The organism is Enterococcus sp. C46 (assembly GCF_040887565.1).
Taxonomy (GTDB): Bacteria; Bacillota; Bacilli; order Lactobacillales; family Enterococcaceae; genus Enterococcus_B; species Enterococcus_B lactis.
Map to the genome: position 1 here is coordinate 28188 of NZ_JBFOGA010000012.1, position 19509 is coordinate 47696.

Annotated in this window: 28 protein-coding genes and 2 pseudogenes; 28 read left to right on the plus strand and 2 right to left on the minus strand. The window is 36.4% G+C overall.

The genetic code is table 11. The features are described 5' to 3' along the window. Window positions 1–10 precede the first annotated feature (10 nt). The 18 genes from AB3I27_RS12970 (at window position 11) to AB3I27_RS13055 (ending at window position 15016) form a co-directional block, all read left to right on the plus strand. Window positions 11–655 (plus strand): hypothetical protein, encoded by a 645-nt coding sequence (locus tag AB3I27_RS12970; protein WP_002321287.1) that lies wholly within the window; start codon window positions 11–13, stop codon window positions 653–655. A gap of 10 nt (window positions 656–665) precedes the next feature. Further along, window positions 666–1472, plus strand: coding sequence for a hypothetical protein (locus AB3I27_RS12975; RefSeq protein WP_002335356.1), 807 nt, complete (start codon window positions 666–668; stop codon window positions 1470–1472). A 22-nt stretch (window positions 1473–1494) separates the two neighbouring features. Continuing rightward, entirely contained in the window at window positions 1495–1725 is a 231-nt protein-coding gene (locus tag AB3I27_RS12980; protein ID WP_002316063.1) for a hypothetical protein, read from the plus strand. 19 nt (window positions 1726–1744) lie between these two features. Continuing rightward, a complete protein-coding gene (locus tag AB3I27_RS12985; RefSeq protein WP_002335355.1) occupies window positions 1745–2806 on the plus strand; it encodes a hypothetical protein in 1062 nt (353 codons plus the stop codon). 43 nt (window positions 2807–2849) lie between these two features. Next, window positions 2850–3119 (plus strand): hypothetical protein, encoded by a 270-nt coding sequence (locus tag AB3I27_RS12990; RefSeq protein ID WP_002335354.1) that lies wholly within the window; start codon window positions 2850–2852, stop codon window positions 3117–3119. Between the two features lie 232 nt (window positions 3120–3351). Further along, the gene (locus AB3I27_RS12995; protein ID WP_002299246.1) at window positions 3352–3648 is read left to right on the plus strand and encodes a hypothetical protein; all 297 of its coding nucleotides are present in this window, start codon (window positions 3352–3354) and stop codon (window positions 3646–3648) included. A gap of 1 nt (window position 3649) precedes the next feature. Further along, a complete protein-coding gene (locus AB3I27_RS13000) occupies window positions 3650–4072 on the plus strand; it encodes a hypothetical protein (RefSeq protein ID WP_002310988.1) in 423 nt (140 codons plus the stop codon). A 19-nt stretch (window positions 4073–4091) separates the two neighbouring features. Then, window positions 4092–5684, plus strand: a complete 1593-nt coding sequence (mobP2, locus tag AB3I27_RS13005; protein ID WP_002335353.1) for a MobP2 family relaxase — start codon at window positions 4092–4094, stop codon at window positions 5682–5684. Window positions 5685–5695: 11 nt separating this feature from the next. Next, window positions 5696–6031 (plus strand): hypothetical protein, encoded by a 336-nt coding sequence (locus tag AB3I27_RS13010; RefSeq protein WP_002295640.1) that lies wholly within the window; start codon window positions 5696–5698, stop codon window positions 6029–6031. A gap of 139 nt (window positions 6032–6170) precedes the next feature. Further along, window positions 6171–6365 (plus strand): hypothetical protein, encoded by a 195-nt coding sequence (locus AB3I27_RS13015; RefSeq protein ID WP_002295639.1) that lies wholly within the window; start codon window positions 6171–6173, stop codon window positions 6363–6365. Between the two features lie 12 nt (window positions 6366–6377). Continuing rightward, window positions 6378–8750 carry an ArdC-like ssDNA-binding domain-containing protein gene (locus tag AB3I27_RS13020; protein ID WP_002335352.1) on the plus strand — a complete coding sequence of 791 codons (2373 nt, stop codon included), beginning with the start codon at window positions 6378–6380 and terminating at the stop codon, window positions 8748–8750. 60 nt (window positions 8751–8810) lie between these two features. After that, window positions 8811–10280: a toprim domain-containing protein gene (locus AB3I27_RS13025; RefSeq protein ID WP_002335351.1), complete on the plus strand. Its 1470-nt coding sequence runs from the start codon at window positions 8811–8813 to the stop codon at window positions 10278–10280. Between the two features lie 10 nt (window positions 10281–10290). Continuing rightward, complete coding sequence (locus tag AB3I27_RS13030; protein WP_002295634.1) at window positions 10291–12495, plus strand: type IA DNA topoisomerase; 2205 nt, start codon at window positions 10291–10293, stop codon at window positions 12493–12495. A 15-nt stretch (window positions 12496–12510) separates the two neighbouring features. After that, window positions 12511–12660, plus strand: a complete 150-nt coding sequence (locus AB3I27_RS13035) for a hypothetical protein (protein WP_002295632.1) — start codon at window positions 12511–12513, stop codon at window positions 12658–12660. An 80-nt stretch (window positions 12661–12740) separates the two neighbouring features. Then, window positions 12741–13337, plus strand: a complete 597-nt coding sequence (locus AB3I27_RS13040; RefSeq protein ID WP_002295629.1) for a type IV toxin-antitoxin system AbiEi family antitoxin domain-containing protein — start codon at window positions 12741–12743, stop codon at window positions 13335–13337. Window positions 13338–13349: 12 nt separating this feature from the next. After that, window positions 13350–14249: a nucleotidyl transferase AbiEii/AbiGii toxin family protein gene (locus AB3I27_RS13045; protein WP_002328352.1), complete on the plus strand. Its 900-nt coding sequence runs from the start codon at window positions 13350–13352 to the stop codon at window positions 14247–14249. A gap of 2 nt (window positions 14250–14251) precedes the next feature. After that, the gene (gene ssb / locus AB3I27_RS13050; RefSeq protein WP_002295626.1) at window positions 14252–14737 is read left to right on the plus strand and encodes a single-stranded DNA-binding protein; all 486 of its coding nucleotides are present in this window, start codon (window positions 14252–14254) and stop codon (window positions 14735–14737) included. 21 nt (window positions 14738–14758) lie between these two features. Further along, a complete protein-coding gene (locus AB3I27_RS13055) occupies window positions 14759–15016 on the plus strand; it encodes a hypothetical protein (RefSeq protein WP_002295625.1) in 258 nt (85 codons plus the stop codon). 145 nt (window positions 15017–15161) lie between these two features. On the opposite strand, the gene AB3I27_RS13060 is transcribed toward AB3I27_RS13055, so the two are convergent. Continuing rightward, complete coding sequence (locus AB3I27_RS13060) at window positions 15162–15296, minus strand: putative holin-like toxin (RefSeq protein WP_341353883.1); 135 nt, start codon at window positions 15294–15296, stop codon at window positions 15162–15164. 154 nt (window positions 15297–15450) lie between these two features. Between AB3I27_RS13060 and AB3I27_RS13065 the strand changes: the two genes are divergently transcribed. The 4 genes and pseudogenes from AB3I27_RS13065 (at window position 15451) to AB3I27_RS13080 (ending at window position 17070) form a co-directional block, all read left to right on the plus strand. Next, the gene (locus tag AB3I27_RS13065) at window positions 15451–15711 is read left to right on the plus strand and encodes a hypothetical protein (RefSeq protein WP_002295623.1); all 261 of its coding nucleotides are present in this window, start codon (window positions 15451–15453) and stop codon (window positions 15709–15711) included. A 448-nt stretch (window positions 15712–16159) separates the two neighbouring features. Beyond that, on the plus strand, window positions 16160–16366 hold the full coding sequence (locus AB3I27_RS13070; protein WP_002295619.1) for a hypothetical protein: 207 nt from the start codon (window positions 16160–16162) through the stop codon (window positions 16364–16366). Further along, window positions 16366–16618 (plus strand): annotated as a pseudogene (locus tag AB3I27_RS13075) (hypothetical protein). Before AB3I27_RS13070 ends, AB3I27_RS13075 begins: the two are co-directional and overlap by 1 nt. A gap of 15 nt (window positions 16619–16633) precedes the next feature. Further along, a pseudogene (locus tag AB3I27_RS13080) lies at window positions 16634–17070 on the plus strand (hypothetical protein). Between the two features lie 110 nt (window positions 17071–17180). Here AB3I27_RS13080 and AB3I27_RS13085 read toward each other — a convergent pair. Further along, window positions 17181–17408 (minus strand): hypothetical protein, encoded by a 228-nt coding sequence (locus tag AB3I27_RS13085; RefSeq protein ID WP_306173746.1) that lies wholly within the window; start codon window positions 17406–17408, stop codon window positions 17181–17183. Window positions 17409–17505: 97 nt separating this feature from the next. On the opposite strand from AB3I27_RS13085, the gene AB3I27_RS13090 reads away from it, so the two are divergent. The 6 genes from AB3I27_RS13090 (at window position 17506) to AB3I27_RS13115 (ending at window position 19462) form a co-directional block, all read left to right on the plus strand. Continuing rightward, a complete protein-coding gene (locus AB3I27_RS13090) occupies window positions 17506–17676 on the plus strand; it encodes a hypothetical protein (RefSeq protein WP_002293544.1) in 171 nt (56 codons plus the stop codon). A 74-nt stretch (window positions 17677–17750) separates the two neighbouring features. Further along, window positions 17751–18146, plus strand: coding sequence for a hypothetical protein (locus AB3I27_RS13095; RefSeq protein WP_002335347.1), 396 nt, complete (start codon window positions 17751–17753; stop codon window positions 18144–18146). A 41-nt stretch (window positions 18147–18187) separates the two neighbouring features. Next, complete coding sequence (locus AB3I27_RS13100) at window positions 18188–18394, plus strand: hypothetical protein (protein WP_002293548.1); 207 nt, start codon at window positions 18188–18190, stop codon at window positions 18392–18394. Between the two features lie 9 nt (window positions 18395–18403). After that, window positions 18404–18637: a DUF2786 domain-containing protein gene (locus AB3I27_RS13105; RefSeq protein ID WP_002307516.1), complete on the plus strand. Its 234-nt coding sequence runs from the start codon at window positions 18404–18406 to the stop codon at window positions 18635–18637. A gap of 320 nt (window positions 18638–18957) precedes the next feature. Further along, window positions 18958–19161 carry a leucocin A/sakacin P family class II bacteriocin gene (locus AB3I27_RS13110; protein WP_002307514.1) on the plus strand — a complete coding sequence of 68 codons (204 nt, stop codon included), beginning with the start codon at window positions 18958–18960 and terminating at the stop codon, window positions 19159–19161. Then, window positions 19151–19462 (plus strand): hypothetical protein, encoded by a 312-nt coding sequence (locus AB3I27_RS13115; protein WP_002293551.1) that lies wholly within the window; start codon window positions 19151–19153, stop codon window positions 19460–19462. The genes AB3I27_RS13110 and AB3I27_RS13115 overlap by 11 nt, the downstream gene beginning before the upstream one ends. Window positions 19463–19509: the final 47 nt, after the last annotated feature.

The following is a 19509-nucleotide window of genomic DNA, read 5'->3' on the forward strand; positions in this document are numbered from 1 at the left end:
GAGAAAAAATATGGAAAATAAAACGTTAAAAATCGTCTTAACAGCTGCACTCAGCATTAGCTTAATTGGCAATATCGCGCTCTTTTGGCAGCTGAAAGAGGAACAAGCGACAAATACCTATAAAATTGAAGAAGTGGCTAAAAACGCGTCTGAGAAGCTCAAAAAAAATTCCTCTGAGGCACAGGCGAAGATCGACAAGTTAAATCAAACCATCAATGAGAAAAACCAAGAAATCGATCAGCTGAAGCAACAAGACGGTACAAAAGCAAAAGAAGAAGTCACAGATGCCCAAAGAAAGACGGCAGAAGAGTTCGGTCAATTGGCCATTGATAAATCACTAAGCAGAAATGAATTAACGGAAAAACTAAAAGATGTCGCAACCCAAGAAGTGATCGACAAATTAAGTCCTGCAGATGATGATCACCAACATGATGATTATGGAAGTTACTCCTTTACATTAGGTGACGTGCAAACTTACGCTGAAACAAGCAGTGTAAAAGAGGAACAAAATTTTGTCGTATTTGTTGATTATACAATCGGCAATCCTCAATTCAAAGATGTCAAACCGCAAAAAATAAAAGGTGGATTAACTGTCACTGAAAAACAAGTAGATGGTCAATGGAAAGTCACAGACTTTAGTTATTTCACTCGTTAGGAGGAAGAAAATGAGTAAGAAAAAAGGAGCAAGACAACGTTTTAAAAAACGGAAAAGTTATCTTAGATGGCTGGGAATCTTTACGATTCTCGGCTTTTTGATTCTTGCTAGTCCGATTTATACGCATAAGAAGGTAAACATACCAGATGAGGTAAGCACGAACGCTTTTTTAAACACGAAAGAACTGACAATGGTATCAAAAGAAAAAGGAGCGAATCAGCAATTAGTTTTTGAATTTGCGATTGACGATGAGGATCAAGGCTTATTAAAAGAACTGGCTAATCTTGATTATCGCGTAGAAGTAAAGACAGCTAAAGGTGATTATCAAGCAATAAAAGCCAAATTGATCAAGGTGTCTGATGATTATTTTGTAGTGAAATTAGCACATGTACCAGAAGAATATATCGCCATGCGTTTAACCATTGTTCCTGAAAAAATTGATCCAAAAGTGGATATGCAAGAACCACAAGATCTGATTTATTACGTTCACGAAGATAAGGTTAAGGATCAAGTGAAAGATGATAATTATGAACAACATGCGATCAATTACAAAGTGAAAGGATACAAGAAAGAACAAAAAGCAGCACAAAAACAGATTGAATCCTTGCAAGCAACCATTGATTTGAATGAAGAATTAGTGAATAAACTAAAAGACCAATTGCCTTATCAAGTCGCAGATGATCAGGAAAATACTGAAAATAAGATTAATGGTTACCAGCAAGAAATTGAAACATCAAAAGCGCAAATGAAAGATCAAGAAGAGATCATTCAAAAACTTCAAGAAAAAATTGATCGTATTAGACAAGAAAATATTTAGAAGAACAGGTGGAGTGTAAGAAATGAAGCGAGCGAATTTGGTCGGCAAAGATACTTTCGCTGAGCAGAAAGTATTGATTAAAGCCTATCTTAAAGTTGTAAAAGCCAAAGAAATAAGTCAAGAAGTGAAGCTATCTAACACGACAATATCTGAGTTGAAGAATGGTAGAAAGAATTTAGATACCTTAAAATTCAGATCATTTGAAGCTTTGTATTTAGCTGCTAAAAAATACTTTACAGCTGATAGCAAATAAAAACACAGGAGGATTTTATGTGAAAAAAGTATATCAAAAATGTTTATGGATCAGCTATATCACCTTAGGTATAGCTGCTTTTTTATTTAGTTTAGCTGTTATCGTCGGTACAATTTTTCTTTGGTTTACCAATGAAGATTTATCATTTAATTGGTTCATGAGTCTACTATCGTTTATTATGTTGATCTTTTTATGTTTAGAAATACGCGAATTCATGCCTTCTCATTGGCAAGATAAGAGGAAAGAGTTTAGGGAAGAAATCGAAATGAAATCGGACGACTGGATTGAACACACCTGGTTTCCTCTGAAAAGAAACAGCAAACGAAAGGAATTTTGGGTGCTGCAATTATGGCCAATAGGAAAACTTTTTAGTTACATGGCTTCACTTATGGTTACTTTAATCGGTTATTTGGTGGTGGCCTATTACTTGTTAAGTGAGCCAAAACAGATTGCGGCGTCAATTATATTCACGGTAGTAATAACATTAATGTGTGTCATGTGCTTTTCTATTTTTAGTTACTTACTCGTTCAATTTGTCAGGAAAAATTTAACAATGAGTAATCTTTTCAAAAGTTTATTGGACTTACTTATCTTAGGCAGTATGTTAACGACTCTAGCAGATTGGTCCGAGCAATCTGGAAGAACGGTAGAGGGGATAAAGAACTTCTTAACGACGATCGATCAATTTATAAATCGATATATGTATTTGTTTGAAGTAGGATTTATTCTCGCTTTGTTTGGTTATGTATTCATGAAACTTATTAAAAGATCAATCGAAAAAGAAATGGTTATTGATCTAATTCCGAAGCTGAGTGGCTATGAGTATTACGTTGATTTTGGAAAGTATGAGGAGCTGATCCATACGGATGTTGTTCATACGAGTATTCAAGAAGCGACCGTTAAGGGCATCAGATCTATTTTAAAAGATGGACAGGAGACGAAAACAATCGACCGAAGAAAAGAGGTCTACAATTTTTATAAAGTTGAAGCAAGTCTACGATATGGCATTGGGAAATTGTGGTTAGATGGGAGTAATATTCAACAAAACCAACCATATGTTTTAGGAAAAGTGGTGATTTAGAACTTCCTATGAAAGATGAATAAATAAGGAGAATCCTTTGAAAATGATTCTTCTTTACAGAATTGTGCTTATAGTTGGCACGGAATTAAAAATCTTAAAGAAGGAGCAGTTATTCAAAGTGAAAGAAAATCAGGATCAATTACTATGTAGTAAAGCGGGTATGGTGAACATTGAATACCGAACAGAATATTTAGAATTAATGGATCAAACTGATTTTTTGTCGATTCGAGAGCAACAAGAGCAAGAAAAATTAATGGCTACTTATAGCCAATTGATTGATGAGTGGGAACAGTTCAAGGAATCTAAAATATAAAATTCCATTTAAACACCTTATTTTTTAAAGAGCATAAGGAAACGTGGGAACACTTTTTAAAAAAAGCGTTCCAATAGGCTGTGCCTATTACGTTTCTCAAAAATAAATGTGGGAACAAAATATTTAAAAATAGGATAGTGAAAGGATAGTGAAGGATAGTAAAAGGAGGGTAGTAGGATAGCAAAAAGGGTAGGCTCCTTTTCGCTATCCTTTTTAAATTGGAGGAATTAATATGGAAGTAAGAATAAGAAATGTGGATGAGAAAATCGTAAGAGAAATTGATCGAAGATGTGACGAACTAAGTAACCGTACGGGTCATAAATGGAGTCGTAACGATTATTTAAAATTACTAATAGAAAATGATTTTGATCGTCCTTTGATGGAATATAAAAAAGAAAAGTTTGATCAGTTATTAGAAAAGTTTTCAGAAATTCAAAGCTATAACACAAAGATATTAGAAGAATATGTTAGCCAAAACAATCGTATTTTAGAAATCTTGATCGAGCAAAATAGAGGAAGTGAACTTTGATATGGCAAAGGTTATAGACAAACACATTTACTTTCACCAAACACATATCGATGTGTTGGATGAGATTATTTCTACTCATGCAGAAGTTAAAAACTATAGTGAAGCCGTTCGGTTTCTATGTATGAATTATGATCCAGAAATGGAGAAAAAAGTAAATTCCAATCAAGCAAAGTTGAATGGAATGAGTAAAGAAATTTCTATTTTAACCGAAATGGTTTCAGAGTTTGCAGATCTTCATTTGAAAGATACAGGAATACTAATTGGTACAAATTCAACGGTTTACCAAGAAGCAAAAGAACGTGTGGAAGGAAAAATTAAATCTAATCAAACCAAAAAATATTCCCCTCAGTTGAAGAAACCTGTGAATGAATCTGTTCATGCCAGAGTAGATCCATTTGATCCAACGAAGATTCTAAAAAGATAAAAAGTAGAAGGGGAACGTGATGAATAAATCGCCTGCAGTCATTCTTACTTGTCAATTTACCTTGCCCAATAAAAAATCTTTTTCAACATACATTGATTATATGACAAGAGAAAAAGCGCTGGAAGAAATGGAACGACGTACGCCTGAAGAAGAACAGGAACTGCAACGAATCAAGAATGCTTTAGAGGATTTTTATATTCCTGAAGGAGAAACTTTTTCGGAGAGTAAGACGGATAAAGAATTCAGTGAAACGTCGAATGAAGCTCAATCTTTGATGGGAAATGGGATCAATTTTGACAAGTTAGAGGAACAAGATTTTACCAAATATCTTTCTTATATGACCCGTCACTATGCGTTAGAACAAAAGAAAGAACTTACGCAAAGTGAACAAAAAGAATACCAACGCTTGAACCAAGCAATAAAAAAATATCAAACAGAGCCACACAAAAAAGCTTTAGGAAATCTTCCTGGAGTTTTTTCTATGGCTTCAGACGAAGTGAAAGGAAGTGATCTGAAGGAGATTAAGCAAATCTTCCAAAGAGGACAACAAAAAGGCTCAATCATTTATCAAGATGTTGTCTCTCATGATAATTCTTATCTTGAAAAAATAGGATTGTACGATACCAAAACAGATACTTTAGATGAAGAAGGGTTAAAAGCAGCTGGAAGAAAAATGATGGAGACATTATTCGAGAAAGAGCAACTGAATGAAACAGGCTACTGGATGGCAACGATTCACCGCAATACTAAACATATCCATATTCATTTTGCAGTTGTTGAAAAAGAAAATACGCGTAAACCTTACACTGAGGTTGAAAATGGTGTGAGTTATATCGTACCGAAAGGTAAGAGAAGACAAGCAACATTAGACGCAATGAAGACCAATTATGTACATGAGTTAGAACGTTTTTCTTATGAAAAGGATCGAATGATTGGTATGGAGAAACGAAATTTATTGACACGAAAAAGTGATTTGCGTAACAGCTTAACAAAAGTGGTAAAAGAGCCAGTACGTTATGATCGACACGCAATGAACTTATTAAATGAAGTATATAGAACCTTACCTGAAAAACGTTCGGAATGGAATTATGGGGATGAAAATCGAACTAAACTTTCACCATACACAAGAGAGAAACTCGACGAGTTAACCCAATATGTGTTAACAAAAGAACCTGAATATCAAGAATATATACAGATTTCAAAAGCATTGAAAGAAGAAGCAGAAAGTCTTTATGGGGAAAGCAAGAGAGAATCAAAGGATACAGAGAAAAACGCTCTCTTTGATTTAAAAAAGCGCACAGGAAATGCCATCCTAACAGAGCTGAAGAAACAGGATAGTCAAATAAAACCATTAATAGAAAGTGTTGATCAGATGCAATCTATTTACAATGAACGATCCTTTCGAACGCTTAAACAATTGCCAACGAATGAATACAAATATAGTTACGAAGAATTCATGAAGCGCAGGAAACAATTCCAACAAAGAGTTGTCACGCAGCGGAGTTTACGTCAATTAAATCGAACGATTAATGCCCATGAAGAAAAATACCACGCAAGTAAAGCATACGAAGAGCAACAACGAAGAATTCAAATGGAACAAGAAAGACAGTAGGAGGAAGAGAAATGAAACGATATTTGAATCAATGGAAAGTCATAGAAGGATCACTAAAAAAAGAACGAATCGAACAACTTCCCGATTGTTTGGAAAAAGAGCATTTGTTCCAGATAAGAGAAATGTTGAGAAACGAACAGTTTGATCCAAATCAATTTTTAGTCGTTGAGTACCCAGCTACTGGTGTGTATTGTTGTAATCATGTGAATGGTGAAAAATATTTTATCATTCAAGAATATGAGGGCAAGTTAGCACCTTATTATACTACTTGGGAAATGAATGAAGAGGGAATCAATAACTTTCCATGTAAAAGCATTGAAGAGTCCATTTCACTCACAGAGTGTTAGTTGTTAAGTGAATAAAAGAAGTAAAAGAGTCCTGAACGTGATTGTCCAGGACTCTTTTTTTCAATGAATTGTTTTCCGCCAATTTATTGAGTGGTGCGATTTCCGACTACATTATATCAAAAGAAAGGAGGAAGAAGAAATGGCTTATTCAACTATTGGAGTTGTTGTTGAAAAAAGCAGAGACAATCTCGTTTTTGTGACAGAAATTCAAACAGGCAGATCTTTTGTCGTCACAGACAAAGCGGCAAAAGCTTATCAAAGTGGCGATATTTTAACGTTAAATCTGACTACGAAGACGTTCGTCGATGCGACAGAAGATTATCCATTTGTTTAGGAGGAAACGGACATGGCAGAAGAAAAAGAACCACTAGACAATAGTCGTTTGGGAAAATCCAAAAGAAAATTAGTACGATTGCAAAATGAATTAAACGAACAAATTGAAAAGATGTTTGAACACCAGAGAAAGACCAACGGTCAACCAATGAACGATAAGAGAAATGGGCATTCTTGGTTTAGGCAACAAGAGCGAATCGAAAATAAAGTGCATAGTCTGAGAGAAGAGATCAAGCAACAAGAAAAACAAGTAGAAAAACTTGAAAGACAAGAAGAGATAAAGGAAATGGGCTATAACAAGTACGGCGGACTGGATATGACGATCGAGAATATTCCAAGAATCAAAGAAGAAATCGAACGCTTTGAAAAAGGTGAATCGACTTTTTCAGCCGCTACGATCCGAAAATACCAACGGAAATTGGAAACATTAGAACAGCTGAAAGAAAGATCGGAAAAAGGAAAAGAAAACCTTCTTCCTGAAGTACAAGCAATCATTGACAGCGGACGAGTGACGCAATGGAAAAAAAATCCGACCATTTATTTTCTGAAAGGCTATCGAAAAGTCACTTTAGAACTGAATGAAAACGGGGAATTTGAGGAATCTAAAAAATACCAAGCCACGTCGGAAGAGGAAAAAGCAGCTGTTCGTGAATTACTTGAAGAGGCTGTACCAACTGATTCTTTGAAGGAGAAAGAAAACGATCATTTTTATCGAGTAGAATTCAACGAAAATGATCCAGAAAAAGGATTGAAAAGTTATGGTGGGGAGATCGTAACATTCGAATTGATCGATCAACTCAAAACGTTGGATAACCAATACGCCGCAGAAGCAGGTTATTATAAATTCTATTTTGAAGAAGTGAAGAACGGAGAAGTAGTCGATCAGATCCGAATGGATCTAGGGGATGGCGTCAACAGTAATCAACCCATCTATTTAGAGTTAGCAAAATTGTGCGAACAAGTACCTGAGAAGGAACAAAAACAATCGGTCAAAAATGAACCTGTTTCGAAAGAACAAATGCAGTCGAAAGAAACAAAAACAAAACAAAAGGGCTATCAAAAACGAACGGCAGAAGAGATTAAACAAGAAGTTAAATCCCTTTCGCAACAGGCACTGGATGCGGTGAAAAAGCATACTCATTCTCCTGAAGACGTCAAAGAACTTTTGAACTTTATGTCTCGTTTTCCAGAACGATCCTTTAGAAATCAATTATTGATTGAGGAACAATTTCCAGGTGCAACGGCTTGTTTAGGTCGTGCCGCGTTGAAAAAAGAAGGAATCTATATCAAAAAAGGGGAACAAGGGAACAAGATCTTTGTCAGAAAAACGGTCAAAGGATTTTATGAGAAAGGACGTGGCTTTGTTCGAGAAATAGAAGCTACACCAGAAGATAAAAAACGAATCGAAAGTGGTCAAATCGAAGTGATCAAAAAAACTTACTACACGATTGAAAAAGTGTTTGATATCACACAAACACAGTTAAAACCTGAAGACTATCCGAAAATCTTTCCGAACCGTGTCTTTGATTTTCAATTGGATAAAAAAGGACAGTCAGAACTTCAAGCTGGGATTCAAGCGGTAGCCAACAATATTGGAATACAAATTCGAGATATGACAGAAAGTGAAGTCTATCAAAGAGAATTAGGACAAGCACGTGGGGCGTATGTTCGTAACGAATTTACTGGCGAAGAAGAAATCGTCATGAATACTCGAAATACTCCTACGCAGCATTTAGCTACAAGTATTCATGAATTAGCCCATGCAAGAATGCACAAATTTTCAGAATTAGATACCGCAACTAAAGAATTGCAGGCAGAAATGACTTCTTATATTGTGTGCAAACATTTTGGAATGGACACGTCGGAGAAAGCTATTCCTTATATTGCAGCATGGACGAAGAATGGTCAGACGTTGGATGATAAGGAAGCTGCGGAACGTGGGAAAATCATGAATGATGTCAGCCGTGTCGCAAATGAATTCATTCAAACCATTTCTAATGAAATCAATCAATACAGAGAAAGAGAACCAGAGATCCAACCAGCAGAAGTGAAGCAGGAGCATAAAAATACTGTAGAAACGGCAGAACAAAAGAATATTGTTCCTGTTGGTTCACTTTGGATCGACAAGAAAGACGGGAAAGTAATGGAAGAAGATACGGGTCGAACGTTACATTTGAAGGATGCGGCGTTTATTGAAGATCCGCAGCATAATCAAGTAATTTTAAAAGGAAAAAGTTATGGAAAAGAGATCCAAACGGCGTTACCTTCAGAAGAATTTGCGCTAGGAAATCCATTCCGATTTTCACTTGAGACAGTGTCAGAAGTGGCAAAACGAAAAAATGAAATCTATTATGAACAACAATTGTCACAAAAAGAACGTGTATAAAACAAGTAAAAAAGACTATCTGAAAAACGGATAGTCTTTTTTCTTTTGGGAGGTTTTAAAATGACCGAGAAAAAAATGAGTCTTATTGATCGATGTAAACAGATCGATATAGTGGATTTTGCTCGAAACAATGGAATGGCTGTAGTCAATAAAGGACGAGACTATCGCTTAGAAGACCATGATTCATTTGTTTTTGATCGAAGAAAACAACGTTTTTATTGGAACAGTCAAAATATTAGTGGCGACATTATTGAATTAGCTAAACTTTTTTTCATAGACAAAGAGATCCAAGACCCTAAGCAACAATTTAAAGCAGCCACTGATTTTATTCTAAAGAATGAAGACAAAACAGAACGAGTGGAAAATCTTCATTTTGAGACAGAAAAGTACAAAGATCACCCCGTTGATTATCAACCACTCACAGAAAAAGGAAGGAATTATCTGAAGGAAGAACGAAAACTACCAGAGTGGCTGATTGATTATGCAGAAAAAGAAGGGTTGATTGCTGAACTAAAGCCGAAACATGAACGGCAAAATTTTTTAGTTGGAGACGACCGTTTAGATCATGCGGTTGCTTTTTTATGGAAAGATCCACAGACAGGAGAGACAGTAGGGGCAAGTTATCAAGGAACGATCGTCGATTTTAATCGTTTCGGTAAACGGGGAACGTATAAACACATTGACAAGAATCCTACGCCAAATCACGGATTTAATTTAAAAATAGGCGATCCGAAGCATTTAAAATTCTTTGAAAGTAGTATTGATCTGTTAAGTTACGCTGCATTGAATCGGGAGAAACTACAAGATGCCTGGTTAGTTTCGATGGACGGGTTAAAACATCATGTAATCAGTCATTACGTTGAAGAGTCGATTTCTGAATTAAGTCGAAAACAAACATTTCCTCAATCGATTGAAGTATGTGTGGACAATGATCGTGCAGGACATATTTTTTATGAAAAAGAACAGATGAAGGGAATCGTTGATCCTTTTACCAATAAGAAAATCCGTTGTGAGCGAGGAATTCCAAATGATTGGCAAGTACCTAAAGAATACAAAGCTACTTATGAAGCAGTCGCAAAAGAAATGAGTGTTGAACCTGAAGCAATTATGGCCATACACAAAACTGAAACTAATTTACAGCTGACAAATCAATTGGTGTCTGCTCATGATGTTCAATCTACGTTTGGAAAGATGTTGGCGAAGGGCGAACCAGTAGAAACAATTGATTTGAAAGAAGCATGTACCACGGTCGCGAAGGAACTGAAAGTATGTGAACGCGCAGATGGAACATACAACTTTGATCGTTTTTATAGTAGAAAAGCCAACATAAAAGACGTTAATGCAGGAATCCTTCTTTCCTATAAAGCAGAACAATACTACAAAGGCTATAAAAAGCATGAACATGAATTTGTACCTGAAGTGAAAAAGGATTGGAATGATCAATTGAAGCATGAGATCCAGCAACAAGAAATCAGAAAGCAAAAACGTGCGATGTTGTTTCAACAAGGCAGACAACAAGAAAGGGAGTGAAGTCGTCACTATGAAAACCGTCATTTTAGCAGAAAAACCGTCACAAGCGAAGGCTTATGCCGATAGCTTTTCTAAAGCTACCCGAAAAGATGGGTATTTTGAGATCCAAGATCGATTGTTTACAGGAGAAACTGTGATCACGTATGGTTTTGGTCATTTAGTCGAGTTAGATTCGCCCGATATGTACGATGAAAAATGGAAACAATGGGCATTAGAACATTTGCCTATTTTCCCCAATCAATACCACTATCATGTTCCTAAAGATAAGAAAAAGCAGTTTAGTGTCGTCAAACGACAGCTGCAGTCAGCTGATACGATTGTGATCGCGACTGATAGCGATCGTGAAGGGGAGCTGATTGCCTGGTCAATCATTCAACAAGCAGGCGCCAATCAAGGAAAAACCTTTAAAAGACTTTGGATCAACTCCTTAGAAAAAGAAGCCATTTATCAGGGATTCCAACAGTTACGAGACGCAGAAGAGACCTATCCAAAATTTGAAGAAGCACAAGCACGTCAGATCGCCGATTGGTTAATTGGGATGAACGGTAGCCCACTGTATAGTTTACTCTTGCAGCAAAAAGGCATACCAGGAAGTTTTTCTTTAGGTAGAGTCCAAACCCCAACACTCTATATGATTTATCAATTGCAGGAAAAGATTAGAAACTTCCAAAAAGAACCATATTTTGAAGGAAAAGCCCAAGTAATCGCTCAAAATGGCGCATTTGATGCGAAGCTTGATCCAAATGAAACCCAAGCGACACAAGAAGCATTTGAAGCCTATTTAAAAGAAAAAGGTGTTCAATTAGGAAAACAGCCAGGTACGATCCTTCAAGTCGAAACAGAGAAAAAAAGTGCGGCTAGCCCACGTCTTTTTTCTTTATCGAGCCTTCAGTCTAAAATGAATCAACTCATGAAAGCTAGTGCCAAAGATACTTTGGAAGCCATGCAAGGGTTGTATGAAGGAAAATATCTAAGCTATCCGCGAACGGATACCCCTTATATTACGGAAGGGGAATATGCGTATCTGTTGGATCACTTAGACGAATACAAGCATTTTTTAAAAGCCGAAGCGATTCCGACTCCTATTCATACACCGAATAGTCGGTATGTGAATAATAAGAAAGTCCAGGAACATTACGCGATCATTCCTACAAAAACGGTTATGACAGCAGCGGCTTTTGAACAACTAAGTCCACTGCAGCAGGCTATTTATGAACAAGTGTTAAAAACAACGGTGGCCATGTTTGCGGAAAAGTATACCTATGAAGAAACAACGATCTTGACGCAAGTTCAGCAGCTTCAGTTAAAGGCAATCGGAAAGGTGCCGCTAGATCTAGGTTGGAAGAAGTTATTTGGAAAAGAGAGCGACGGAAAAGAGAAGGAAGAAGAGCCGCTACTTCCTAAAGTGACAAAAGGAGAAATGGTGACGGTGGATCTACAAGTTCTTGAAAAAGAAACCAAGCCACCACAACCTTATACCGAAGGTACGTTGATCACTGCAATGAAAACAGCTGGGAAAACCGTGGATAGTGAAGAAGCGCAATCCATATTGAAAGAAGTGGAAGGAATCGGTACAGAAGCGACACGGGCGAATATTATTGAAACCTTGAAACAAAAGGAATATATCAAGGTAGAGAAAAATAAGCTCGTGGTGACGAATAAAGGGATTTTGCTTTGCCAAGCCGTGGAAAAAGAGCCGCTGCTTACGAGCGCCGAAATGACCGCCAAATGGGAAAGCTACTTGTTAAAGATCGGTGAACGAAAAGGAACACAAACCACTTTTCTAGCCAATATCCAAAAATTTGTCTCTCACTTATTGGAAGTCGTACCAGGGCAAATCCAATCCACTGATTTTGGATCGACGTTACAAGAAGTGAAAGCAGCCAGTGAAAAGCAAGAAGCCGCGCGTCATTTAGGAATTTGTCCAAAATGCCAGGAACAAGAAGTCTTGCTCTATCAAAAGGTGGCAGCTTGTACGTCTGAAGCCTGTGATTTTAAATTATGGACAACGATTGCCAAAAAGAAACTCACAGCGACACAGCTGAAGGAGATCATTCAAAATAGCCGAACAAGCCAACCAGTGAAAGGGTTAAAAGGTCAGAAGGGTTCATTTGAAGCAACGATTGTTTTAAAAGAAGACTTCACTACAGGCTTTGAATTTTCTGAAAAGAAAAAAACGAACTTCAAGAAAAGAACACGCCGCACTGCAAAATAATGGAGGGTTAATCTTATGCGTAATACCACACACAAACAACAAGAAATCGAAAATCAAAAAGCCAAAATTCGTTCAGAACAGGAAAAAATGCGTGCCAGCAAACGAAGACTGCAGCAATTGAAGAACCAGCAGAGGATTCAAAAAGAAATCGAATTAGATCGATAAAATCTTCCTAACTATTGTATACGTATAAACTTATGTTATACTGTTTTTATAAGTTTATACGTATACAAAGGAGGGAGAAAATGACAAAAGCAATGGTATACAAGCTGCTAGAAGAATTTAATGGAACTTTGGCTTTGAAGGATGCCAAAAAAGCGGGCATTTCTCCTGTAACGATCAAACGTATGGTAGATCGAGGGGAGCTGGATCGAGAGTATCCAGGTTTTTTCACCTTACCTGGTCAATTTCCTGATGAATTGTTTATGGCGCAAAAAAAATATGAACGCGGCATTATTTCACATATTACCGCGTTAGATTTGTATGATTTAACAGATATGATCCCTAGACAGATCGATCTGACTGTACCTTACGGTTATCACGTTTCTGAAAAAGGATTGAAGGAATTCGCAGTTGAGCTACACTATACAAAAGCGGAATGGTATGAATTAGGTAAGATTGAAATAAAAAGTCGCTATGGGAATCCTATTATAGCTTATGATACAGAAAGAACTTTATGTGACATTTGGAATCCCTGGTATACCGTTGAGGATGAAATCAAAGTAAAAGCAATCAAAAACTATATGGAGTCGGACAGAAAAAATCTTAGAAAATTGAATGAGTATCGACGAATTTTACCAACAGACAAAACGATGCGTTCTTATATTATGGCTTTAAATTAAAGGAGAAGATACATGACACCTACGCAGTTAAAAGCAAAAGTGAAGAATATTTCTAGAGAAAAAGAAGTTGATCCGCAGCTTGTTTTAAGACATTTTATGATGGAAAAATTCTTGGAAAAAATCTCAGAGTCTCCTTATCGTGAAAATTTTGTGTTAAAAGGCGGCTTCTTGATTGGCTCAAAGTATGGCATTGAAAATCGCACAACCAAAGATATTGATACGACTTTACGGGAAATGAAAGTAACCAAAGAAACATTAACAACGGTTCTAAACGAAATTTTTTCAACGCCGACGAAAGAAGGCATTCAATTTGAGATTCAAGGAATGAAAGAAACGAGAGAAACCGATTACTATCCAGGATTTAGCTTACGTGTGCTGGCACATTTGGAAAACATGCGGCCAGATTTTAAGGTAGATGTGACTACAGGTGACTCGATCTATCCTGCAACGATCACTCACAGTCATAAATTGATGTTTGAGGATCGAACGATTCCTTTGGAATCCTATCCTACAGAACAAATTATTGCTGAAAAATTAAGTGCAACCTTTGATTTTTTAACAGATAATTCGAGAGGAAAAGATTTTTATGATCTCTATACTATTCCTAAAATGGAGAAGATCGATGAGAAGACCTTGAAAGATAGTGTGAGAAATACATTTACACGTCGAGGAAAAACTGATCCGTTAAAGATATACTATGAAAAGGATATGGATGTACTGAAAAATAGTCACGAGCTAAAAGATACCTGGAAGAAATATCAAAAAAGCAATCCTTATGCTGCATCGATCACGTACGATGAGACAATGGATTCGATTAGTAATTTGATGGAAAAAGTGATTCACGTCGAAGAAAAAGAGCAAAAACTAGCTTATCAAAGACACCAACAGATGAATAGAGAAATGGAGAGATAAAGATGATTAATAATGTGACATTAGTAGGACGCTTAACCAAAGATCCTGATTTACGTTATACCGCAAGTGGTACTGCAGTAGCGACTTTTACCCTAGCCGTCAACCGAAATTTCACGAATCAAAACGGCAATCGAGAAGCCGATTTTATTAACTGCGTGATTTGGCGCAAACCAGCAGAAACAATGGCGACATTAGCTAAAAAAGGTAGCTTGATTGGTGTAGTTGGGCGGATTCAAACGCGGACTTACGACAACCAGCAAGGACAACGTGTATATGTGACTGAAGTTGTAGCAGATAACTTTCAACTATTAGAAAGTAAAGCAGCGACAGAGAGCCGTGCGCACGCTGATCAATCGTCCACCAGTCCAAGCACCGCCACCTTCGAACAACGGGATACAGCGACGCCTAACAACAATGGATTGAACGCTTCACAGAATCCATTTGGTGGACAATCAATCGATATTAGCGATGATGATCTACCGTTTTAGTTTGAGAAAGAAGGAGTAAGCATGGCAAAAAAAATTAGTCTGACGATGGATCTATTGATACCCGTAATTGCATTTATAGACGGGATTTCTTTGGGCGTCACTGAAAATCCTTTGGTAAATAGAATTGCGAAAGGATCACTATTTCTTGTATTCGTGTATCTTGTCTGTTCTTATCTTTTAAAAAGAGCAGGAAAGGATAATTCCTTTTGGCGATTGACTAAAGTCACAGTAGCAGCGACAGCTGTTATACTTACGGCTATTCTACCGCTTTATATGTAGAGTTAACGGGAAATCGTTGAACTTCTTGCGAAATATTGCTATAATGAACATGAAAAAGAGGAGTTGCGCTAACAACCCCTCATTAACAGCACCGATTAAAGAACGGTGGCAGAATATTAGTTATTTGGAAATAACCGCTGACCTGCTAAAGTAGACGGTTATTTCTTTTTGTCATTTTAAGCATATTTACAATCAAACTAATCAAAGCAATGGTAAACATACCAAAACCAAGAATGGTTTGAATTGTCTCATATGCGGACAAAAGGCTTACTCCTTTCATAGATTTTAGCACTTACATTCATAAGCACCACCACCTTTCCAGAAGTCGCCACCGTCTTCAAACTTTACTGTCTTGACTATTATAGCATATCTAAAATCGAATAAAAATTCTCAATTTTAACTGTTTTTGCTATAATTTTAGCGAGGTGATCGTGATGAACAAATATGTTGGTTTGCTTGATAAAATCCGAGTAATAAAAACACAACCATTATTGGTTCGCTTTACTTTACAAACAATTCATGAATCGATTAATTGTGTAGTTGCAGATATTGAAATTATCGATAAATTGTTAATTATGGATGATGGAAAATACAATATTGCCGTCACAGGTCATTTCAATAAACGGAATCAATTAGTCATTGAATCGATGCAAATTAGAAACCCTGATCATTTTACGCGATCAATGGGCATATAAATAAAAGAAGAGCTGCAATCCTAATGTAGGACTGCAGCTCTTTTTGTTTTACATAGAAACAGGAAGAAAGGGAAAGGCCTGTTTAGGAAGGCACAAGTGCCTTCTCAATTGAAAAACCTTTCTCTCACTCCAACCGCCACCGCCGTTCGAGAAGAAAGGAAGTGAACGTTGCACGTTCACTAAGATAAGGGGTCTTGCTTTGTAAGACAAAATAGGAAAAGCTTCCTCTCACCAAAAGGTTCGTTCCTGTTCGCTATCTCTTTATTGATTTGCCAGACCGGCAACAAGTTGCCTTTTATCACCAAAAAGCGACAAGGACAAGGGTAAATGGCACGCTGCGCGCCCTTGTCCTTGTCGCTTTTCGTTGATTCATTCTGGCCAACAAATCAATAAAGAAAGAACTAACGAAAGGAAGTAAAACCTTTCCTAAGAGGAGGCAGAATCAATCATGCGAAAGAAATTTGATTATTTGGGTGTTCCCTTCAGCGAATTATTCCCAAACTATCATGCACCACATACTGTCGAATGCGATTGCGGAGAAAGAGCGAAATGTATCAAAAGCTATTGTTTGTATCAATGTCCAACATGCGGGAAAAAATATACCTTGTCTTATGGCGATTATATTTTGATTGAGGAGAAAGGAAAGAAACGCTGATGAAAACACAACACAAATTATTGACTGTAGAAAGAAGTCGTTCAAATTTTGGTGGACAAAGAAGTCATTTCTGAAAAAGTAGCAGAAGCTTTACTTATTCCGCGGTACTGGACGATAGAAACCCCTTTAGTAGAGGATGCACCGACTATGCTATTTGAAGACCTAGTGAAGATTGCAGGATGTGAACTGCATTATCAAGAAAACTTGGAAACTTATGAAAACGAATATTGGTTAACCAAATTAGAGAACTAAAAAGGAGAAAAAAATATGGCTCAAAATTACTATGACGAATTTGTCAAATTACCTTTGGATAAAATGGCACAAAAAATGGAGGATATGACGTTCCTATACAACGAAACACGTGTTCCAAAAAAACATTATAAAGAAAAATTGTCGGTAGCTGTGGAAGAAATGATTGAATCAGGTGTCGAAATGAATCTTATTGCGACGTACTATCGAACACTGGAAGAACTGAAAAAGCAAAATGCAAAATGGTTTTTCCAAGCCTTACTATGCTTGGAAGTAGGTGTCAAACCAAGCACTATTAAACCTTCTGAATACCAAGCTTTAGAACTAACGTATGGAAATTTATCGAAACGAAAAAAGCCAAGACTGTTTCAAGTGAATGGTTAGATTATTTTGAAAATATCAATAAGTATGGCGCATATTACACCATGAAAAAGGAAGACAACGAAAATGAATAAGGTGATTTATCAACTAACAACGGATTCCATATCAACGATTTGAAAGAAAAAAAGGTCAATAATCATTTATACCGAAAAGTGAGAATGTGTGAAATAAGGACAAAAAAAGCCTAGTAACTAAGGGAATGGTTCTTATTTCGCACCAACCGCCCCCGCCGCTTAGGTGGTGCGAAATAAACGGGCAAAGCCCGATAACTTAAGAGAAAGAAGGTGATCCATTTGAACAAGATTATTCCCTTATTGTTAGTACTGTTTGTTGGCGAAATACTTATGCGAGATAGTGCAGCTGTACAGTTAAACCTCGCTGTATTTTTGGTAATACTGGTGTTTTGTTTGATCTTTTGGCGGTTTGTATTAGTCCTCGTGAGTCTACTATTCAAGATGATTGCAGCCATATTTTTCATGGGGTTATTTCGATGAAAGGAGAGAGTACCAATGCCAATTGCAATAGGAAATAAACGGTTACCCGTGACATTAGATGAAAAGAGACAAAAAGAATTGCAGCAACTAAAGCAGAAGTACGGCAAAAGTGAATCCAGGATTATGTGTATTGCGTTAGATTTATTGATTGCCAAGAAAAAGCAGGATTTGAGGTACCAGCACTAAGAAAGTGACGTCACTTTTTATACTAAAACCTAAAAGTGATATCACTTTTAGACAATGGAAAAGGTGGAAATAAGATGAAGAAAAAACAAACTAAACTATCGTTAGCAGATATTTTAACACAGTTAACCGCAACTGAAGATGGTGTTGTAGAATTTGAACGATCTGAAATTTCGGTAGTAGATGATCGTTACTTTAAAATGCCTTACTTTTTTGACCAAGCAAAGGTCATTTGCCTTTGTGGCTACGATGGGGTACGTGATTACTTTGGAATTAGAATTACTGAAGAAAAAGTCGTTTGGGTAAACAATCATACAGAATTAGGTGCGCTAGCCTTTGAAGGAACTGTATTGGACAATATCTCTATTGTATTCGAGAAAGAAAGCTTTACGCTTGAATGCGATAAGTTAACCCGATATATCGATCCAAAATTCTATGAGGATAAAAACCTGGCATGGGAACTGGCTTTATAGACAGAGTGCTAGTGCAAGTAAAGGAAGAAAGGAAGATCACCATGAAATACAATTTATTAGACCATAAGCGAATGTGGGTAGAGAAATTAGAGGAAGACTTAGAACAGTTGGAATTGTTAGGTCATAATAAGACTTCAACGGTGTATAAAGAAGGACTAAAACGAACGAAAAAAGCACAAAAAGAACTAGCAACACTGGAAAGTAGCGTTCAGAAAAAAGAAGTAGACTTAACACACACTTACCTTTAGGAGTAGAAAATGGCAGACAAGAGAAAAGAAAAGATTCAAAAATTACTGGCGCTTGCGGCGGATGTAAATGATGAGGAATCAATGAGCGCATTAGCCAAAGCCCAGCAATTGATGATGGACTATGATCTTACTGAAGATGAGATTTTCAATTATCATGAGCAGCAACGGATAGAAGCAGTAGAAACGCACGTGATCTATCGTGGACGTCCGCAAAAATGGCTGTATCGTTTATTTAGAAATTAAGATAAAAAAGGCTAGTTAACAGGTTTGTTGACTGGCCTTTTTTGATATGTTTGTACATGTTTTATTGTGTTTTAATTTTTCTCTTTTTTATAGCAAGCTCCTTTTATAATAAATATTCCGAAAAGTGAAGACCATTTTTTATTTATTAAGACTATTATTATTAGTGAGATAAAATTTGATTGATCTTACAGAATATTGGTGACGATTATGACACTAAAGATACTATTTATGAAAATTTTGCAAAAATGTTCTGAAAATTACATATAATTGTTTTATAAAAAAGAGAGGCAATTATATGAAGAAAAATTTGTTAGTATTTTTTGATTTTAGGAATTGTTTTATTGAGTGTATCTACTTTAGGAATTACAGTAGATGCTGCAACTTATTATGGAAATGGTGTTTATTGTAATACTCAAAAATGTTGGGTAGATTGGAGTAGAGCTCGCTCTGAGATTGTTGATAGAGGAGTAAAAGCTTACGTTAATGGTTTTACGAAAGTGCTAGGTGGAGTCGGTGGAAGATAAAAAAGAAAAACTTTTTGACTTAATTGCGAATGCATATAATTCAAAGTCATATAATAATGTAGAAGTAAAAGAAGGATTTCTTCAAGATGCTAAGAAAATACGAGAGGATAAACCATATCCTGAAATTATTATATCAGTGTACAAACATTTATCTAAATTAAAAGCTGAGGAACGCATAAATATCAATGAAATTAAGTGCTTAATGGAATTTATCAAAGAAGATTACACAAAATTGAGTGCTAAAGAGTTGAGAAAATATGATATTGGTTATGGTGCCATGTCTATGCCTTATATTTTTTAATTAAAAATGAATAGTATTATCTGAGTTAACGCAAAAGAAGCTAATTT

Excerpts from the sequence above, each read along its gene's own strand:
- AB3I27_RS12970 (WP_002321287.1), top strand. The coding sequence starts at position 11 with ATGGAAAATAAAACGTTAAAAATCGTCTTAACAGCTGCACTCAGCATT.
- AB3I27_RS13065 (WP_002295623.1), top strand. The coding sequence starts at position 15,451 with ATGAACAAATATGTTGGTTTGCTTGATAAAATCCGAGTAATAAAAACA.
- AB3I27_RS13095 (WP_002335347.1), top strand. The coding sequence starts at position 17,751 with ATGAAGAAAAAACAAACTAAACTATCGTTAGCAGATATTTTAACACAG.
- ssb (WP_002295626.1), top strand. The coding sequence starts at position 14,252 with ATGATTAATAATGTGACATTAGTAGGACGCTTAACCAAAGATCCTGAT.
- AB3I27_RS13025 (WP_002335351.1), top strand. The coding sequence starts at position 8,811 with ATGACCGAGAAAAAAATGAGTCTTATTGATCGATGTAAACAGATCGAT.
- AB3I27_RS13020 (WP_002335352.1), top strand. The coding sequence starts at position 6,378 with ATGGCAGAAGAAAAAGAACCACTAGACAATAGTCGTTTGGGAAAATCC.
- AB3I27_RS13055 (WP_002295625.1), top strand. The coding sequence starts at position 14,759 with ATGGCAAAAAAAATTAGTCTGACGATGGATCTATTGATACCCGTAATT.
- AB3I27_RS13000 (WP_002310988.1), top strand. The coding sequence starts at position 3,650 with ATGGCAAAGGTTATAGACAAACACATTTACTTTCACCAAACACATATC.
- mobP2 (WP_002335353.1), top strand. The coding sequence starts at position 4,092 with ATGAATAAATCGCCTGCAGTCATTCTTACTTGTCAATTTACCTTGCCC.
- AB3I27_RS12990 (WP_002335354.1), top strand. The coding sequence starts at position 2,850 with ATGATTCTTCTTTACAGAATTGTGCTTATAGTTGGCACGGAATTAAAA.
- AB3I27_RS13035 (WP_002295632.1), top strand. The coding sequence starts at position 12,511 with ATGCGTAATACCACACACAAACAACAAGAAATCGAAAATCAAAAAGCC.
- AB3I27_RS12995 (WP_002299246.1), top strand. The coding sequence starts at position 3,352 with ATGGAAGTAAGAATAAGAAATGTGGATGAGAAAATCGTAAGAGAAATT.
- AB3I27_RS13070 (WP_002295619.1), top strand. The coding sequence starts at position 16,160 with ATGCGAAAGAAATTTGATTATTTGGGTGTTCCCTTCAGCGAATTATTC.
- AB3I27_RS13060 (WP_341353883.1), bottom strand. The coding sequence starts at position 15,296 with ATGAAAGGAGTAAGCCTTTTGTCCGCATATGAGACAATTCAAACCATT.
- AB3I27_RS13100 (WP_002293548.1), top strand. The coding sequence starts at position 18,188 with ATGAAATACAATTTATTAGACCATAAGCGAATGTGGGTAGAGAAATTA.
- AB3I27_RS13090 (WP_002293544.1), top strand. The coding sequence starts at position 17,506 with ATGCCAATTGCAATAGGAAATAAACGGTTACCCGTGACATTAGATGAA.
- AB3I27_RS13015 (WP_002295639.1), top strand. The coding sequence starts at position 6,171 with ATGGCTTATTCAACTATTGGAGTTGTTGTTGAAAAAAGCAGAGACAAT.
- AB3I27_RS13040 (WP_002295629.1), top strand. The coding sequence starts at position 12,741 with ATGACAAAAGCAATGGTATACAAGCTGCTAGAAGAATTTAATGGAACT.
- AB3I27_RS12975 (WP_002335356.1), top strand. The coding sequence starts at position 666 with ATGAGTAAGAAAAAAGGAGCAAGACAACGTTTTAAAAAACGGAAAAGT.
- AB3I27_RS13045 (WP_002328352.1), top strand. The coding sequence starts at position 13,350 with ATGACACCTACGCAGTTAAAAGCAAAAGTGAAGAATATTTCTAGAGAA.
- AB3I27_RS13010 (WP_002295640.1), top strand. The coding sequence starts at position 5,696 with ATGAAACGATATTTGAATCAATGGAAAGTCATAGAAGGATCACTAAAA.
- AB3I27_RS13105 (WP_002307516.1), top strand. The coding sequence starts at position 18,404 with ATGGCAGACAAGAGAAAAGAAAAGATTCAAAAATTACTGGCGCTTGCG.
- AB3I27_RS12980 (WP_002316063.1), top strand. The coding sequence starts at position 1,495 with ATGAAGCGAGCGAATTTGGTCGGCAAAGATACTTTCGCTGAGCAGAAA.
- AB3I27_RS13030 (WP_002295634.1), top strand. The coding sequence starts at position 10,291 with ATGAAAACCGTCATTTTAGCAGAAAAACCGTCACAAGCGAAGGCTTAT.